We start from the raw sequence: 16519 nt of genomic DNA on the forward strand, positions 1-16519 counted from the left end.
CCCATGCCGCAGACGCTCTTCGACAAGATCTGGGACGCGCACACGGTTGCCGAGACCGACGCCGGGAGCGCCCTGATCGCGATCGACCGGGTATTCCTTCACGAGCGTACCGGAGCGGCAGCGCTTGCAAGGATGAAGGAAAAGGGACGGTCCTTGCATGACCCGGCGCGCGTATTCGCGGTGATGGACCATATCGTCGATACGCGGATCGGCCGCAGCGACGGAACGCTCATGCAGGGCGGCGAAGGCTTCATCACCGAAACGCGGGCCGCCTGCCATGAGGCAGGGATCACCCTGTTCGACGTCAACGACCGCGACCAGGGCATCGTCCATGTCATCTCGCCGGAACTCGGCATCGTCCTGCCCGGATGCACATTGGTCGCGCCGGACAGCCATACCTGCACGCAGGGGGCATTCGGCGCTTTCGCCTGGGGGATCGGGACTTCGGAAGCAGAACATGCCATGGCCACCGGCGTCCTCCGGCTCGAAAAGCCGAAACAGATGCGCGTGACCTTTTCCGGATGCCTCTCAGCGGGGGTAACGCCCAAGGACATGGCGCTTCACCTGATTCCCACCTACGGATCGGGCGGTGCCGGGGGCCATGTCATCGAATTCGCCGGCGAGGCGGTTTCGTCGCTCGACATGGAAGGGCGAATGACCCTGTGCAACATGGCCACCGAGTTCGGGGCGGTCGCCGCAATGATTGCGCCCGATGAGAAGACCTTCGAATTCCTCGCAGGGCGCAGGTATGCCCCTGCGGAGTTCCAACATGACTATTGGTCCAGCTTGGCGACCGACGAAGGCGCGGGCTTCGACAGCGAAATCGCCATCGAGGCGTCGAGCATCGCGCCGATGGTCAGCTGGGGCACGAGCCCCGAGCATTCCGTCCCGATCGATGGCATCATTCCCGACGGCCCGGATCGAGCGCACGATTATATCGGGCTCGCAGCTGGCGCGAAGCTTGCGGGAACTCCGCTCGACGCAGCCTTCATCGGCAGCTGTACCAACAGCCGTATCTCAGACCTGCGCCGCGCCGCAGCGATCCTCAAGGGCCGGCGTATTGCGTCATCGATCGGCAAGGCCATGGTCGTCCCCGGATCGATGGCAGTGAAGCGGCAGGCCGAGGCCGAAGGCCTGGACAAGGTCTTCGAAGATGCCGGGTTCGAGTGGCGAATGAGCGGCTGCTCATTGTGTTTCTACGCGGGCGGGGAAGGATTTGCCCCAGGTTCGCGCGTCATCTCCAGTACCAATCGCAATTTCGAAGGACGGCAAGGTCCGGGAATTCGCACTCATATTGCGTCTCCCGAAACCGTCGCGGCAAGTGCGATTGCCGGAGCGATCGCCGATCCGCGCGAATATCCGTCGCAGGAGGTGGCGGCATGAAAGCGGTCTCCACTATCACCAGTCCCGCCGTGCCCTTGCTACGCGACAATATCGACACCGATACCATCATCCCGAGCCGGGAAATGCGGAGCACCGGGCGCACAGGCCTGGCAGGGGGCTTGTTCGCCCCTTGGCGCTATACCAATGCATCCACACGCGAACGCGACGCAGCCTTCGTGCTCAACCAGCGCGACGCAATCGGGACGCGCCTGTTGCTCGCGGGACGGAACTTCGGCTGCGGGTCGAGCCGGGAACATGCGGTCTGGGCGCTCATGGAGTTCGGCATCGAGGCAATCATAGCCCCCAGCTTTGCACCGATCTTCAAGGCCAATTGCCTTCGCAATGGCCTCCTACCCATCGAGTTGCCCGACGAACTTGTCCGATCGCTCCCATGGGAAATGGTGCACATCGACCTCGCAGCCCAGACAGTAAGCGCAGGCGAGCATTCCTGGCATCTCGAGATTGATCCGGAGGCAAGGCAGATGCTGCTTGAAGGGCTCGACGCGATCGATCTGACGCTCGCCAGGCTGAAGACTGCAATGGGCCGCTGGCTCAGCGAAGACCGGACCAATCGTCCGTGGATCTATCTGGAGAAGCAGAAATGACCGACATCCTCGTTTCAGAAGTCGGCCTTCGCGACGGCCTGCAATCGATCGAACGCGTGATGCCCCTCGAGGCGAAAAAACGCTGGATCGCTGCCGAAGCCGAGGCGGGCGTGCGCGAGATCGAAGTTGGCAGTTTCGTCCCGCCAAAGCTGCTCCCGCAAATGGCCGACACGGCGGAACTCGTCGCATTTGCCAAGACGATCGAAGGTCTCACCGTCGTCACGCTGGTACCAAATGCAAAGGGTGCACAGCTCGCCGCCGAGGCGGGTGTCGACGCGGTGAGCATCCCGTTTTCCATGAGCGAGACGCACAGCCTCAAGAATGTCCGCAAGGATCACGCCGGAATGCTCGCAGAGATCGCCGAGGCGGCATCTATCGCGCGGGACCACGGGGTGCACTTCGCGGTCGGACTCTCGACCGCCTTCGGGTGCACCATGGAGGGTGCGGTGAACGAGGATCAGGTAGTTCGCCTCGCGGAAAAGGCGGTCGAAGCGGGTGCCAGGGAGCTGAGCCTGTCCGACACGACCGGCTATGCCGATCCGGCGCAAGTGCGGCGGTTGACGCGAAAGGTGAAGGCAGCGGTCGGCGAGGGCCTGCTTACCACACTCCATCTCCATAACACGCGCGGACTGGGCCTTGCGAATGTCGTCGCCGGCCTCGAGGAAGGGATTACCACTTTCGATGCGTCGCTGGGCGGCCTTGGTGGTTGCCCCTTCGCCCCGGGAGCAAGCGGCAACCTCGTGACCGAGGACCTGGTGCTGATGCTCAATTCCATGGGTCTCAAGACCGGCATCGATCTCGACAAACTTCTGAAAGTGCGCGCGATCGTGGAGGAGGCGCTGCCGGGCGAGCCGCTTTATGGCTTCACGCCCGACGCCGGACCTATGCTGGATTATGCCAGCAGGGTGGCGGCATGAGCGGCCCCGCACCCCTTGCCGGTATAAAGGTGGTGGAATTCACCCATATGGTCATGGGCCCAACGGTGGGACACATTCTCGCCGGTCTTGGCGCCGAAGTCGTCCGGGTCGAACCGATCGGCGGCGACCGGACGCGGCGGCTGATGGGATCGGGTGCGGGCTATTTCCCAATGTACAATCGCGGCAAGCAATCGATCTGCCTCGATCTGAAGAGCGATGAAGGCCTCGCTGTTGCGAAGGATCTGGTCGCCCGAGCCGACGTACTGGTCGAAAACTTCCGTCCCGGAGCTCTCGACCGCTTGGGCCTCGACTACGAGAGCTGCGCCAAAGCCAATCCCCGGTTGATCTACTGTTCGGAAAAAGGGTTTCTGCCCGGCCCCTACGAGAAGCGTACCGCGCTAGACGAGGTCGCGCAGATGATGGGCGGGCTCGCCTATATGACCGGCCCGCCTGGTAAACCGCTCCGCGCTGGCGCGAGCGTGATCGACGTGACCGGGGGCATGTTCGGCGTCATCGGTGTGTTGGCCGCGCTCGAAGAGCGGCACCGCACCGGCAGAGGGCAGAAAGTCGTTGCCAGCCTATTTGAAACGACCGCCTACCTCGTCGGGCAGCACATGGCGCAATATGCGGTTACCGGAACCCCTGCAGCCCCAATGCCTGCGCGGGTTTCGGCATGGGCGATCTACGACGTTTTCGAAACACGGGACGAGCCCGTCTTCATCGGCGTGGTGACCGATGCGCTGTGGGAGAAATTCTGCAGGCTCTTCGATCTTGACGAGTTATGGAACGATGAGACACTGCGGGAAAACAACGCCCGGGTGGCAGCCCGCGAGAAGATCATGCCGCGAATTCGTGCATTGATCGGCACGATGAGTCGCGACGAAGTGGTAGCGAAGCTCGACGGCACCGGACTGCCCTTCGCACCAATCAGCAAGCCAGAGGAGTTGTTCGACGACCCACATCTGAATAGCGGGGGGCTCGAGAATGTTACGCTCGACTGCGGCAAATCCGTGCGATTGCCAACTATCCCGCTGCAGATGGACGGGAAGCGGATTGGTACACCTCAGGAATTGCCAAGGCCGGGTGAAGATTGGCGACATGTCCTCACGGCCCTTGGATATGACGAAGACCGTATCGAGCAGTTGCACGATTGTGGCGCGATAGGGAGCTAGAAATGCGGCAAATTCTTCAGTTCGGTGCGGCGCTCTTGCTTAGCGCCTGCGCAACTGCGGGCGGCGATATTCCGGGAGACCTGCAATCGGACCGGCGGGCCATGGAAGGGGTGCAGAGCGATGCTCCCTTGCCCACGGATGTTCGCAGGGCCACGATCATCGTGCGCGACATGGACAGGAGCCTTGCGTTCTGGCGCGATGCGCTGGGACTGGAGCTCAATTACGATATCGAAGTGACGCTTTCGGGCGTCAACCTGCCCGTCGGGGAACCCGGCACGCGTGCCCGGCTCGTGCTGCTCAACGGGAACGATCCCTATATCGGCTGGATCGGGTTGCTGCAGCCGATCGATCCTCCGCTACCCGATGCGGACAAGCCATACCCCACCCGGCTCGGTTCCGGGATGGCGCTGATGGTGGTCAATACCGACGATGCCGACAAGCGCTGTGCAGCGGCAGCTGCCGTCGAGGGAACCTTGATGACGGGGCCGCCTCGCCGGCAGGTCTATCCGTCGCGCGACGGGAAAGGCGAAATCCGCGTGCGTGGCTGCAACGTGTTCGACCCGGACGGTATCGCGGTCGAGATAAACCAGCTGCTCGATTAGATCACGAAATCGATCGGTTCGGGATATTTCCGCCGGTTCACTACCATCGTGCCATGCAGCGTCTCGATCTGCTTGCTGCCTGTCCTGACGAAGAGAAACGGCAGAAAGCCGTGCAGCATGCAGGCAAATCCGCCCAGGACCATCCGGATGCCGAAGCCGTTCGCGTGACGGAAATGCTGGAAGTAAGTTTCCCCGACCGAAGCCGGATGCTCGGTAAAGGCTTTGCGGATCATTTTTCCTCTTGCGTGGCAACAAGTTCGACTTCGAGAATGGTGCGAATTTCCGCCGCTATCGGTTCGGCAGCCTCGTCGAGGACCGCTCGGTTGATATCCAGCCTCTCGACCAACCTCGCGTCAGGGATCAAGCTGGCAGCACGGCGGCTGGCTTCGGTTAGCGAGGATTGTGTTGCGATGATTGTCGTTGGAACAGGCACCTCAGCCAACCGCTGCTCGACGGGATAGGTAAATCCGGCATGGAAGCCTGCGTTCATCGCTTCGCCGTGCCGCAGCTGCTCGACGAACATCTCGAAGCTGCGCTCCATTCCTTGACTCTCGATCCGCCGCGAAATCCCGCGTTCCCAAGAGGCCTGAAGGGTCTCGATCTCCGCGGTAAAGCCGGGCGGGCGTGCAGCCTGTGCCAGATGTTCCGCGCGCGTTTCCGGACGGAAGACCGGGGTGTCGATCAGAACCAGCTGCTGAAATTGCGCCGGTTCCCGGATCGCCATTTCGCACGCAACAAGGCAGCCGGTGTGAAAACCGATCAGGTCGATACGAGCACCGGTGTTGAAGCTTTCCACCATAGCCAGCATCGCTGCCGCATAATCGTCAATCGTGGCATTGGTGCGGAATGCGTCTGAGCCACCGTGTCCCGGAAAGTCGGGCGCAATAACGCACCAGTCGTCAGGAAAATGCGGCATCAATTGGGTGAACGCCAAGCCGCTGAAGGGTGCGGGGTGGAGGCAGACAATGTGATGCGAAGCGTCGAGCGTGCCGGAAGAGCGGTAATGGATCTGGCCGAATGGGCCATCCGCATAGGCCTTACGGATCCCCATCATCCCACCACCGCGAGAGCTACGCCAAGACTGGCCACCGCCGAGGCGAGAGTAGCAAAGAGCACCGGCATGAGCGGCCTCCATCCGGCAGTCACCAGCGTGTCGAGGCGCGAGCGGATAGCGGTAGCCGTCACGGCAAGCAGTAGCAGGGACTTCGACAGCAGAAGGGCAGTAGCCGCTATCGGTGCGGGAACGACTGCAATGCTGTTCAAGATCACGAGCGCCAGAAACGCTATGATGAACCACGGAAGAGCGATGCGTGTCAGGACGCACCCCGATGCTTGCTTCCCGCCGTTTACCCACATCGCGACCAGCGCAACGACCGGGGCGAGCATTGCAACACGGGCCAGCTTCACGACCGTAGCATCATCTCCAGCAATGTCGGAATAGTCGTATGCGCCCCCGATAGCTTGTGCGGCATCGTGCACCGAGGCGCCCATGACAAACCCTACCTGCGCGTCGGTCAAACCCAGCATGGAGGCGGCAATCGGATAGGTTGCCATCGCCAGGGCACTCGCCAGCGCGACTCCCATCAGGGCGACCGAAAACTTGGCTTGATCGAGGCGATCCTTACCAATGACGCCATAGAGAGCCAGCGCCGCTGACGCTCCGCAAATCGCAGTCGCCCCTCCGGCGAGGACGCCCGCCTCTTTCTGGATCGAGAAGACACGCGCGGCAATCATCGCCGCAGCGAAAGCGCAAGCCATCGTAACAAGCAGTCCAAGGAGCGGGAGCACTCCCAGCATGGCCAGCTGCGACACGGTGACCTGCAATCCAAGCATCACGATCCCGAGCCGCAGAGCATGCCTACTGACAAAGTCGAGGCCCGCTGCCGTACGCTCGTTCTCAGCCATGAAGCTGGCTGCAAGGCCGATCAGCAGACCGAGTAGGATCACCGGGAAATCATAGCTTTGCGCCATGAATGCCGCCGCCATTGCGGCGATGCTGGCAAGTACGAAACCCGGCAGCAGCGCGATGACGCGAGACTGCAGGGATTGGGCCGGCACAGGTGTTCCGCCTGGTATATCTCGCCGAAGAGATCACCTGCGTAATAGTCTTGCCTGGCCATGGTCCAAGTCGTCCGGTTAGTTCGCACCGCTACCCAGGCGAGCTATCTGCTCGCGGTAGCGCCGTTTGGTAGACGACATGAGTGCTAGCGGGACAATTGCGAAGATGATAGGTACGGCCGCCACCGCATAACGTAGATCCGCTTCGCCGAAAACGCTGCTGGACAGCTCGCCGACCACTATCGGTCCAAGCGAGCCGAACCAGCTGATTGCGAGGTAATACAGAGCCACGAGCTGTCCGCGAACCTGCGCTGGCGTTATGACCAACAGCGCCGTGACCCCGATGGCCGAAACGATGCCAATTCCGACGGTGTTGATGCACAGGACCGCGAAGGCGAGCTCCGCAGTCGGCATGAAGAGCGGAATTGCCGCTGTCGGCACCATTATGAAGAAGCCGATATACATCAGGCGCAGCGCTGCATCGGGAACGCCCTTGCTTGTCCAGCGGTCCGAGATCGTGCCCATGATCATCATGTTGATGGGTCCGATGATCAGCAATGCTACACCGTTGACCAAGGCGTAGGTTTGCGGCGACCAGCCCCATGTCCGCTCGAACGTCGGGGCAAGGAAACCCTGACTATAGGCGATCGCGGTCATGCAGCACACGACCATCACGAAGCCGAAATAAAGCAGGAAGTTATCGAGGATATACTTGATCGCATCCCCGAAACCGCTGCCACCGATGACCGCCGGATCGGCTTGCGAGGGACGGCGCTCGGGCTCTTTCATGAAGAGGAACACGGCCGCGAACAGGCCGCCCGGCAGGCCCACCACCAATAGGGTAAAGCGCCAGGGAGACAATTCGCCGAAGAAGGGCACCGACTGGCTCCCGCTCGCCGCAGTCCAGGCGATCACTGCGCCCGAAAGGAGCGAGGCCAGCCCTGCCCCGATGGGAAGCGCGCTGGAATAGAAGGCGATCGGCTTGCCGCGCTTTTCGGGCGGGAAACTGTCACCGATCATCGAGAAGGTCGCCGGGCTGAGTGTCGCCTCGCCGACTCCCACGCCCATGCGTGCGGTAAACAGCTGCACGAAGTTCTTCGCCATTCCCGTCGCTACGGTCGCTGCTGACCACAACGCCATTCCGATGGCTACGATCCACGTCCGCCTGCCGCGATCGATCATCCAGCCCATGAAGATGCCCACGAAGCCATAGACCCAGGTGAACGCGGAAAGCAGCCAGCCGATCGCCCGATCGGACAGGCCGAATTCCGCCTTGATCGGCTCGATCAGTAGTCCGAGGATATAGCGGTCCACGAAGCTAAAGATGTAGGCAACGGTCAGGAAAACCACGAGCAGCCAACCTGCCGCTGCCGAGGGATAGGGCTTTGCGACGGCGCCGAAGTCGGCCGATGCGGATGCCTCGGCGGTCATTGGACCTGGTCCGGGATCAAATAAATGACCACCAAATAGTCGTCGAAATCGACAATCCCGATCTCGCGCCCGACACGGCCGTCATGCGTCCTGAGAACCTCTTCCTCATATACCTGCAAGCCAAGCGCTCGGGCACCTGCCATCACCGCATCGGGATCGGCGGTTTCGAGCACGATAGCGCTCCTGCGCGGATGCGGGACCGGCTCGATCGGCACATCCTTCACCTCGGTCAGCGCCATGACCCTCCGCTGGCCCGGTGCCGACAGGACGGAAAAGCCGATCGTCGCCCCTTCGGGAATTGCGAAAACCGGTATCGAATAGCTGTCCGGATTATGCGGGAGCCTGAATTCCTCCTCAAAGCCGAGCACGTCGCGGTAAAAGGTCAGCGACCGGTCGATATCCGCCACGACGAAATTCGCGCGCTGGAAGCGCACATGCGGTTTCTGGCTCATTCCCATCCCTCCGGTTCACCCCTCACACTGCAGCACTGCACCCCGACATTGGCGCCGAAGTAGAGGTTGGCGAGCGCGCGGGGCATGGCGCCGAACCCGTCCTCGATATCCTGCACCGGCTTCAGCCTTCCATCGACTATCCAGCCAGCCATCTCCTCCATAACTTCGTCCCAGCGCGCGAGGTGATTGTAGACGAAGAAGCCACGCATGGTGCTGTCCGTGGCGCGCAGGCGGGTGTAATTCGGCAGCCGGAAGGGTTCGTCGCGCGTATATTCGCTGATCGATCCGCACAGCACGATACGTGCGTGCATTCGCAGCCGGTCGAGGCAGGCCTCGAGCGTTTCGCCGCCGACGTTGTCGAAATAGAGATCGATCCCTTCGGGGCGCAATTCGTCGAGCCGGTCCGCGATATCTTCGCTCTTGTAGTCGATCGCCGCCGAACAGCCTTGTTGGCGGATGAAGGCGCATTTCTCCGCGCCGCCCGCCGTGCCCACGACATCGCAACCCGCCACGTTGGCGGCCATCTGGCTTACCATCGATCCGACCCCGCCTGCGGCCCCCGAAAGCACCATCCGGTCGCCTTCGCGGGGGTTTCCACATGCGAACAGGCCCGCATGTGCGGACAGACCGGTCATGCCGAGCACTCCCGCGCCCAGCGCAGCCGGCAGGCCGTTCCTCGGCATGCGGAAGAACTTCTCCTGCCGCATCATCCGGCTGACTTTCCAGGTCTGCCAGCCGATCTGACCCTGGACCACCTCGCCTTCCTGCCAATCGGGATGCCTGCTCTTGACGATCTGGGCCACGCCCCGCCCATGGATGAGATCGCCCGGCTTCAGGATCGCATCGCCCGTATTCGCCGTCCCCTGCATGTAGAACCGCATGACCGGGGCGAGACCGAGGTAATGCGTACGCAGAAGCACCTCGCCTTCCGCCGGTTCGGGTATCGGTTCACGGTGCCAGGCGAAATCTCCCGGGCGAACATTCCCGACGGGGCGCGAAGCGATCCGCCATTGATAGTTCGCGTCTTCGTCGATTTCCCTCTCGGCGAGCGGCGCAAATTCCGCAATTGCGCCTTCACCGTGCATCAGTCGCGGACCCGGACAGTCTGGTTCACCTCGAAGAAATACCCGTCGAGATCCCAGAAGCTCGCGCCGACCATGTCTTTGATCTTGCCGTCGGCTCCCGTCACGGACCAGTCCTGGGGTTCACCATGAATGCGCGATCCGGCCTTTCGTGCCCGCTCGACAGTCGCGCGCGCATCTTCGGCAGCGACAACGAAAATCGGCGCTCCGAAAGCGATCTCGGTAGGTAGCTGTGCAGGAGCATCCTCGCGAACGGGATCGACCCATTGCAGGAGGCCGATCATACCGATCGTGTCATGCTCGGCCTGCATGATGACCAGCCGCGTCTTGTCGCCCTTCTTTCCGGCGGCAAGCTGGGTCCCGGACAGTGTGAAGGGCACATCCATCCAACGGGTCATCCCCAGGACGGTCTCATACCATTGCGCCGCCTTGTCCGCATCGCGGACCATCAGTGTCGTGCGCTTGACGATATCAACCACGCAGCGCCTCGGCGATGCCGGGTGCCTCGATCACCAGTACCTGGCAGTCGGCAATGCCTTCGCGCAGCTTCTTCGCTTCGGCATACTCCGCGCTGTTCCAGAACGCATGGACCGCGTCCTTGTCCGGCCATTCCGAAATGACCATCGATGCGCCATCGCCGAACTCGCCCTCGAGCAGCTCGGCTCCCGGCGCGCGAATGAGGTAGCGCCCACCATATCTGGCGACCAGCTCGGCGGCCTTGGCTCCGTAACCGGTGATGAAGGCATCCCGGTCGGCAATTTTCGCCGTTACGATCATATAGGCAGGCATAGGTCTCTCCAGTCGGTGCGCAGCGATCACCAGCGCGACTTCTCGCGCAGGAAGCGACCTGCATCGATCGTGTTGGTGGGCTGGTATCCATCCAGCAGGTTCGGCCCGTATGGGCTCCGATATCTTTCGAACACGGGCATTACGAGCTCGCTGTGCACCGTCGGCTGGCGATGCCGCGCGCGAAATTCGGCGATGGCAATGCGCCCGTATACCAGGGTTTCGAAATCGGTCTCGGATTGCTCGATAAATTCGCCGTCAGGACCGACGATGCCGGCGTGGCCCGGGTTGGAATCGGCGAGGTAATAGCGGTTTTCGGGCGATGCGCTGTTGTTTGCGATCGTGGAATAGACCCGGTTGTACATGGAGACGGCGCGGATATCGAGTTCGTTGTAATTGCCCGTCGCGGTCCGCAGCATGATCTCCGCGCCCTTCATCGCGGCCGCCCGGAACAGCTCGGGCTCCAGTTGGGAGGAACTGGTGTAGAGATTGCCTAGCGGTGTGCGGATCACCGGGATGACGTGATCCTGGCCATAGCGCTCGATATACTCGTCGAGCACGTCATAGATCGTGGTGGTAAAAAGCTCGCGGCCGCCAGGGAAGAACCCCTTGAGATTGCGCGCCTTCCAGTCCTTAGCCACGATCTCGCCCCGATCGTTCATGACGGTGGTTATCGAGAGCAGCCGCGTCGGCCAGTCAGGGTCCCGGACATAGGATCCGAAAACCAGCCAGGTGCCGTATTCGCGCGCCTTGGAGGCCAGCATCTCGGTCTCGGGACCGGGTATCTCGATGGCAACCTTGCGGGCATCCTCCAGATCCCATGTGTGACTATAGCCAGTGATGGGAAACTCGTGGAACAGGATCATGTCCTTCGCCCCCGAGAAACCGTTCGCCGTGTCGATCACGTCGAGCATATGCTGCACATTGGCCTTGCGCGAGGCGGCGATCGAGCCAAGCTCGACGGGAACAACACGTGTCTGCGCCACCGCTATCGAAATGGTATCCTTCTTCAGCGGGACGGTCGAATAGCTGCCGTCGCTGCGCATCTCCAGCGTATCGCCCGCTGCTGCTGCGGCAGGAGACGCGAATGCGGTCCAGTCGAACGCACCGGCGGCCGCAACGCCTAGTCCAGCGCCCAGCAATCCGCGGCGGTTGATCGCAGCTGCCATCAGAAGGGCTTTACCGCACCGAGGAAGCAGACCCCGGCAATGGTGATCCAGTAGATATAGGCAGAAATTCGGGCCTGACCGATTTCGCGTGCGAGTGCCGCCTCCTGCTCTGCGTCAGGCCCCAAGGCGAGAACCCGGAACCGCTCGGTCCAGCGGCGCATGACCAGCCGGAGGAACAGGCCGATGCAAAGGGCAAACGCATAGAGCGCGATCTTGGCCGGATACCAGTCGTTCCCCTCGCCCGAAGTGATCGGCCCACTGCCGCTGAACGCCATGAAGGCGATTACAAAAAGAGCGGCAATCAACGGATAGCGGAGCAACTCCTCGATCCGGGTAATGCGGATGCCGATGTCGGTCTCGCGCTTGAGGAAGGCAGCCCAGGTCATCGCCAGCCAGGCGGCGAAGAACAGCCACATCCACCAGATGCCCGCCCCATCGAGCATGGGGACGAAGCCGTAAAGCTTGCCCATGTGCAGGCCGAGCGGCAACAGCAGCACGATCCCGGTGCGCGCCAGGATATCGATCCGGTATGCAGTTTCCATATGCCGCTTGCGCTCTTCTAGCGAGAGCGTGTGATTGGTGACGTTGTAGCTGGTCTGGAAGACGCCCCATTCGCCGCCCAGCCAGTACACCATCGCGAGAATGTGGATCCATCGCAGGATCGACAGCTCGTGCGTTGCAAGAAATTCCATGTCCCCTCCCCTTGCGCGTGCGCGCTACTCCTCCGAGAGCTTCTTGACCCAATCCATCACGGGCGGCTCGTCGGCCTCCATCGCTTCGACCTGCTGTTGGAAACCCCGCATGATCCGCGCGACATAGGCGCGTGTCGCGAGCCCGCGTTCCTCACCCGCCTCCCGGTCGGGCTCATAGCTTTCGATGTCGGCGCGGCTGAGCGTTCCCTTCGCGTCGAGCAGCCGCTCCACCGTATCCTGTCGCTCGCGCAGGGCCGATACCTCTGCTGCGAGCGCGAAGACGACCGAATACAGTCGATCGAGTGCCGGGTCGTCGAAATATTCGGGCCGCTTGCCCTTGGCCTTGCGTCCCGAAAGAGCGACCCAGTCAAACTCCTCGCTCATGCCGCTTCCGCCTCACATGCGGGCTTCCATGCGCCGTACGCGTTCCAAATTGCGGCGCGACCGAAATCCTCTTCCTCGCCATCGGCAGCCGGTGGAAAGATTTCGGGATCGACAACTGCACGCACCCCGGCGACGAACTGGCTGTCTGCCGGGAAGCCCGCATCGGCCATGACCTGCTTCAGGTCCTGACCGTGCATCGCCGACCAGAATGGCTCGTTGTTGTTGAACGCATCCCAGTCGCGCATGAATTGCTCGAACAGCGGCATTTCCTCGGAATATTGCGGCTGCTCGATTTGAAAGATCAGCCCGCCAGGCGCGAGCACCCGGTGCGCCTCCGCAAGCACGCGAGGCATGGATTTGGCGGACAGTTCGTGCAGGAACATCGTCGTCTGCACCCAGTCGAAATAGCCGTCCTCAAAGCGCGACAGGTCCTCGCCGCTAGCCTGGACGAACCTGATGTTCTTCACGCCAAGCGCGGCGGCGCGCGCCGCTCCGTAGCGCAGGCTGGCGGCAGCCGTGTCGATCGCGATCACTTCGGCATCGGGATAGGCCTGAGCGATCGGAACGGCATTGTGTCCGACCGTCGCGCCGATATCGAGGATACGCCTGGGCGACCAATCGGGCCGCTGCTTCTTCGCCCATTCCACGACTGCCTGCCCACCGCCATCATTGAGCCCGCCCAGCGCGCCTCCGGTCGTGGCGAACAGGCCGACATCGTAATTGGCACCGACGGTGACATCTCCTGTGCGTTCTTCACCGTGGTAGCCGCCCGGCTGACAGTGGATATCCACGGCCGTCTGGTAATAGGGCTGCTCGATCGAAGGATCGAGCTCGAGCATTCCCGAATGCTCATTGTACTGGCGTGCCATCGCATCGAGTTCGTCGAGCTGCCGGAGCACGACCTGCCGGCCAAAGTGCTGGCGCATTTCCATCGAGTTGCGCTTGAGGGCAGACCACATTCGGTGCCAGCTGTCCTCGTTCATCGCGTCGCGGATCTCATACCTGTGCTCCGGATCGCGGCCATGCTCGGCACGGAACTTCGGCAACACCCGCTTTTCGTAAGCGAGCTTGTTTCCCGACCCTATCGAGCCGGACAGATAGCGGTTGAAAGCAGTGAGGAAATTGAATCGCGCTGCTTCGTCATGATTGGTGCGCGGCATCATCTCGTGCCGCGTAAGCGCTGTGTATGGCGGGGGTAGATCGGCAGCCATATCAAGACCCTCCTAAATTTGTCCGGACAAATTTGACTGAAGCTTTTCATTGTGTCAACGCTGCAACGCCAACTCGGTGAATTTTCTGGAGGGCAAAGCGTGTCAACAATCGATTCGCGCAAGATCGGCATCGTGGCCAGCTGCACCGCATTCCTCATCCTTAGTGGCTGCGGCTCGCAGGAAGAAACATCGGTCGCAGATAGCACGGTTGCGACAGTGCCTACTGCGGAGGCTTCGTTGGACCCGCAAGCTGCGGTGGCGCAATGCAGGACATGCCACACGTTCGGCGAAGGCGAACCGCACAGGGTCGGGCCCAACCTATGGGACGTTCACGGCAAGACCGCGGCAAGCCAGCCGGGCTACCAGTATTCGAGCGCTCTTGCTGGCTCCGAACTGGTGTGGAACGACTTTACGCTCCACGCATATCTCGAAAGCCCGCGCAAGACTGTTCCCGGTGGGAAGATGTCGTTTGCAGGACTGCGCGACGAAACGAAGCGCCAGGCGATCATCGATTACATGAAAAGCACGGCAAGCGCGCCTGAGAAATCTGCGCCATCAGACTGAATTGCGATTGGTAGCGGAGGAGGGAAATATAGAGAGCATATAACGTGCTGATTTACCTAATAAACTTTTTGAGTCGTCTTGCAAATACCCCCATCAATACCCCCAAAATCGGACAGATGAGATAAAGCGCCTTTGGCAAACGACGACTTGTTATTCGTAGTGACTGGTAAAACGAGCGTCGGCCGTTTTTGGGCCGATCAGAAGGCGAAACGCCAGGTCACGATCCATGCGCCTGATCGGACATCGAGGGCATGTCATGGTCGGGCATGGATGGCATATAGTGGCCCGCATGAGGATCGGGTGTGTTGCTAGGCTGGGCATTCACCGGCGGGGGAGTGGCCGCAGGGGACGACGCTACTACCGGAGTGCTCGCCGGTCGGTCTGGTTGCCTACCGGCAGTCGCAGCTTCACCCGAGCGGTTCGTGTTGGCCTCTCCAGCGGGAAAGGCAGCGTTGTCTCTTTCGCCTTCGCCAGCACCTGTACTCTCGGTCGGCGGGGCCGTATACAGTGGCAAGGCTTCAGCTTCTGATGAAGTGTCCTGCGTCTGATCACAGGCAGCGAGCCCTAGCCCCAATGCCGCCGCAGCAAGGGGGGCAACAAACGCGTTCCGATTTGATCTGCGCATCATTCTATCCTTCAAAGCCAGGAGATACCAAGATGATTGGCACCGTGCGCAAGCTCGCCGCCCAGAAATCCCTGCACCAGCACTAGAGCGGCCATGGCAAAGATTGCGGCGCGAAACGCGGTCCGGCTCGCGGAAGCACGGCTCGCCAGATAGGCCATCGCCAGACCGAGAACCGCGATCAGCATTCCGTTCCAGCGATGAACCTGCATCGCAGTATCTCCGCCGAACCAGAGACCGGTATGGATCCAACCGAATATGGCCGCCACGACCGCCCCGGCGGCACCGCCATAAACAAGTACGCGCACTGCCGACTCTAGGCCTGTGCCCTTCCGTGCGATGACGAATAGCTCGGTGAGAGCGGCCATAAAGAACAAGGCGATCGGAAAGTGTACGGTGGCGGGATGCAGCGACTTGAGCACACCGACCACGCCCTTGTCGCCTTCGTCTGCATCTTGTCCCTTCGCCCCGTCATGATCAGCAGCCGTGTCGCCGTGCCCCTGCGCAGCCTGGATATCTTTTGACGCCGCATCGGAGACGACAGCACTGGCCGCTTCGCCATGTTCCTCGTCGCCATGGGCCTGGGCCGGACTTATCCAGAGCAGACTGGCGGCCACAATAGCCATGAATTGTATTCGTTTCATTCTCTACGGGCTCCGGTCTTGGCGATGGTCGTGCAACCTATTGTGTCTGTAATGCTCTGCGAACCTTCATCTCTTGCGGTGATAGAGCGCGGCGATCGTCGACGCGTGAGGGTTCAAATTTTACTCACGAGATGGTCGGACCTCCTGCCTTGCACCGCGCCCTGGTAAGAGTGTGGCCAGGCTCAGGCACAAAGCGAGAGCCCGGCCACCGCCTCCTAATCGTCTTGCGCCATGTTCTCGTGAGCCGCCATCTGCTCCATCATGTCATGCATCATCATCATGTGCTGGTGACAGGCCGCCATCATATCGGCGTTGTCCCCCTGCATCATGCCCGCCATGTGTTCCTGCATTTTTGCACGATGTTCGGCCATAAGCCTTTGGCGTTCGGCAGGATCGCTCGCCGCGTGGGCCTGCTGCATCAGCGCGCGCATTTCAGCCATCTTCTCGCGGTGGGCCGTCATGGCCGCCGAATCCTGCATCATATGGCCAGCGTGTGACTGCTGCTGCGCCGCCGCTTGATCCCCGTGGTCATGCTGTTGCCGGGCCATTGCCGGGGTGGTTGCCAGGCCGGTGGCGAGCGCGAAAGCTAGAACTGTCAGTTTCATGGTCGATTTCCTTTCGTCGGTCTTGCGGTGGATGCTGTGTGCAGTCATCCTCTTTACGCAGCCGCCATCTCTTCCCCTCAAACAATCCGCAGCAGCGGTGGGGCTGGTGGGCCGAAGCACGGCCGGTTGCAGCGGTGCGG

The 16519-nt window shown here is 61.5% G+C and carries 20 protein-coding genes; 6 read left to right on the forward strand and 14 right to left on the reverse strand.

Features of this window, described 5'->3' with window-relative positions:
• Positions 1-3 precede the first annotated feature (3 nt).
• The 5 genes from WFP06_RS08340 to WFP06_RS08360 are packed head-to-tail and all read left to right on the forward strand — an operon-like array spanning position 4 to position 4679.
• The gene (locus tag WFP06_RS08340; protein ID WP_336986756.1) at positions 4-1383 is read left to right on the forward strand and encodes a 3-isopropylmalate dehydratase large subunit; all 1380 of its coding nucleotides are present in this window, start codon (positions 4-6) and stop codon (positions 1381-1383) included.
• Entirely contained in the window at positions 1380-1988 is a 609-nt protein-coding gene (gene leuD / locus WFP06_RS08345; RefSeq protein WP_336986757.1) for a 3-isopropylmalate dehydratase small subunit, read from the forward strand. The genes WFP06_RS08340 and leuD overlap by 4 nt, the downstream gene beginning before the upstream one ends.
• The gene (locus WFP06_RS08350) at positions 1985-2905 is read left to right on the forward strand and encodes a hydroxymethylglutaryl-CoA lyase (RefSeq protein ID WP_336986758.1); all 921 of its coding nucleotides are present in this window, start codon (positions 1985-1987) and stop codon (positions 2903-2905) included. The genes leuD and WFP06_RS08350 overlap by 4 nt, the downstream gene beginning before the upstream one ends.
• A complete protein-coding gene (locus WFP06_RS08355) occupies positions 2902-4077 on the forward strand; it encodes a CaiB/BaiF CoA transferase family protein (protein WP_336986759.1) in 1176 nt (391 codons plus the stop codon). The genes WFP06_RS08350 and WFP06_RS08355 overlap by 4 nt, the downstream gene beginning before the upstream one ends.
• Positions 4078-4079: 2 nt before the next feature.
• A complete protein-coding gene (locus WFP06_RS08360) occupies positions 4080-4679 on the forward strand; it encodes a VOC family protein (protein WP_336986760.1) in 600 nt (199 codons plus the stop codon).
• Here WFP06_RS08360 and WFP06_RS08365 read toward each other — a convergent pair.
• From WFP06_RS08365 to WFP06_RS08420, 12 genes are all read right to left on the reverse strand, one after another.
• Entirely contained in the window at positions 4676-4912 is a 237-nt protein-coding gene (locus WFP06_RS08365) for a DUF6356 family protein (RefSeq protein ID WP_336986761.1), read from the reverse strand. The genes WFP06_RS08360 and WFP06_RS08365 overlap by 4 nt on opposite strands.
• The gene (locus WFP06_RS08370) at positions 4909-5733 is read right to left on the reverse strand and encodes an alpha/beta fold hydrolase (RefSeq protein WP_336986762.1); all 825 of its coding nucleotides are present in this window, start codon (positions 5731-5733) and stop codon (positions 4909-4911) included. The genes WFP06_RS08365 and WFP06_RS08370 overlap by 4 nt, the downstream gene beginning before the upstream one ends.
• On the reverse strand, positions 5730-6737 hold the full coding sequence (locus WFP06_RS08375; RefSeq protein ID WP_336986763.1) for a YeiH family protein: 1008 nt from the start codon (positions 6735-6737) through the stop codon (positions 5730-5732). The genes WFP06_RS08370 and WFP06_RS08375 overlap by 4 nt, the downstream gene beginning before the upstream one ends.
• A gap of 78 nt (positions 6738-6815) precedes the next feature.
• Positions 6816-8168: an MFS transporter gene (locus tag WFP06_RS08380; protein ID WP_336986764.1), complete on the reverse strand. Its 1353-nt coding sequence runs from the start codon at positions 8166-8168 to the stop codon at positions 6816-6818.
• Positions 8165-8620: a VOC family protein gene (locus tag WFP06_RS08385; RefSeq protein ID WP_336986765.1), complete on the reverse strand. Its 456-nt coding sequence runs from the start codon at positions 8618-8620 to the stop codon at positions 8165-8167. The genes WFP06_RS08380 and WFP06_RS08385 overlap by 4 nt, the downstream gene beginning before the upstream one ends.
• A complete protein-coding gene (locus tag WFP06_RS08390) occupies positions 8617-9705 on the reverse strand; it encodes an NADP-dependent oxidoreductase (protein WP_336986766.1) in 1089 nt (362 codons plus the stop codon). Before WFP06_RS08390 ends, WFP06_RS08385 begins: the two co-directional genes overlap by 4 nt.
• Complete coding sequence (locus tag WFP06_RS08395; RefSeq protein WP_336986767.1) at positions 9705-10181, reverse strand: VOC family protein; 477 nt, start codon at positions 10179-10181, stop codon at positions 9705-9707. Before WFP06_RS08395 ends, WFP06_RS08390 begins: the two co-directional genes overlap by 1 nt.
• The gene (locus WFP06_RS08400) at positions 10174-10491 is read right to left on the reverse strand and encodes a DUF1330 domain-containing protein (protein ID WP_336986768.1); all 318 of its coding nucleotides are present in this window, start codon (positions 10489-10491) and stop codon (positions 10174-10176) included. The genes WFP06_RS08395 and WFP06_RS08400 overlap by 8 nt, the downstream gene beginning before the upstream one ends.
• A gap of 26 nt (positions 10492-10517) precedes the next feature.
• Positions 10518-11657 (reverse strand): nitrilase-related carbon-nitrogen hydrolase, encoded by a 1140-nt coding sequence (locus tag WFP06_RS08405; protein WP_336986769.1) that lies wholly within the window; start codon positions 11655-11657, stop codon positions 10518-10520.
• Complete coding sequence (locus tag WFP06_RS08410; RefSeq protein ID WP_336986770.1) at positions 11657-12349, reverse strand: hypothetical protein; 693 nt, start codon at positions 12347-12349, stop codon at positions 11657-11659. The genes WFP06_RS08405 and WFP06_RS08410 overlap by 1 nt, the downstream gene beginning before the upstream one ends.
• Positions 12350-12373: 24 nt before the next feature.
• Complete coding sequence (locus WFP06_RS08415) at positions 12374-12733, reverse strand: hypothetical protein (protein ID WP_336986771.1); 360 nt, start codon at positions 12731-12733, stop codon at positions 12374-12376.
• Positions 12730-13944, reverse strand: coding sequence for a class I SAM-dependent methyltransferase (locus WFP06_RS08420; protein WP_336986772.1), 1215 nt, complete (start codon positions 13942-13944; stop codon positions 12730-12732). The genes WFP06_RS08415 and WFP06_RS08420 overlap by 4 nt, the downstream gene beginning before the upstream one ends.
• Positions 13945-14043: 99 nt before the next feature.
• Between WFP06_RS08420 and WFP06_RS08425 the strand changes: the two genes are divergently transcribed.
• Positions 14044-14508, forward strand: a complete 465-nt coding sequence (locus tag WFP06_RS08425; RefSeq protein ID WP_336986773.1) for a c-type cytochrome — start codon at positions 14044-14046, stop codon at positions 14506-14508.
• 636 nt (positions 14509-15144) lie between these two features.
• Here WFP06_RS08425 and WFP06_RS08430 read toward each other — a convergent pair.
• Entirely contained in the window at positions 15145-15774 is a 630-nt protein-coding gene (locus tag WFP06_RS08430; protein WP_040464221.1) for a DUF2231 domain-containing protein, read from the reverse strand.
• Between the two features lie 215 nt (positions 15775-15989).
• The gene (locus WFP06_RS08435) at positions 15990-16427 is read right to left on the reverse strand and encodes a hypothetical protein (RefSeq protein WP_086438296.1); all 438 of its coding nucleotides are present in this window, start codon (positions 16425-16427) and stop codon (positions 15990-15992) included.
• Between the last annotated feature and the right edge of the window lie 92 nt (positions 16428-16519).

It is taken from the genome of Altererythrobacter aquiaggeris (genome assembly GCF_037154015.1).
GTDB classification, from domain to species: domain Bacteria; phylum Pseudomonadota; class Alphaproteobacteria; order Sphingomonadales; family Sphingomonadaceae; genus Aestuarierythrobacter; species Aestuarierythrobacter aquiaggeris.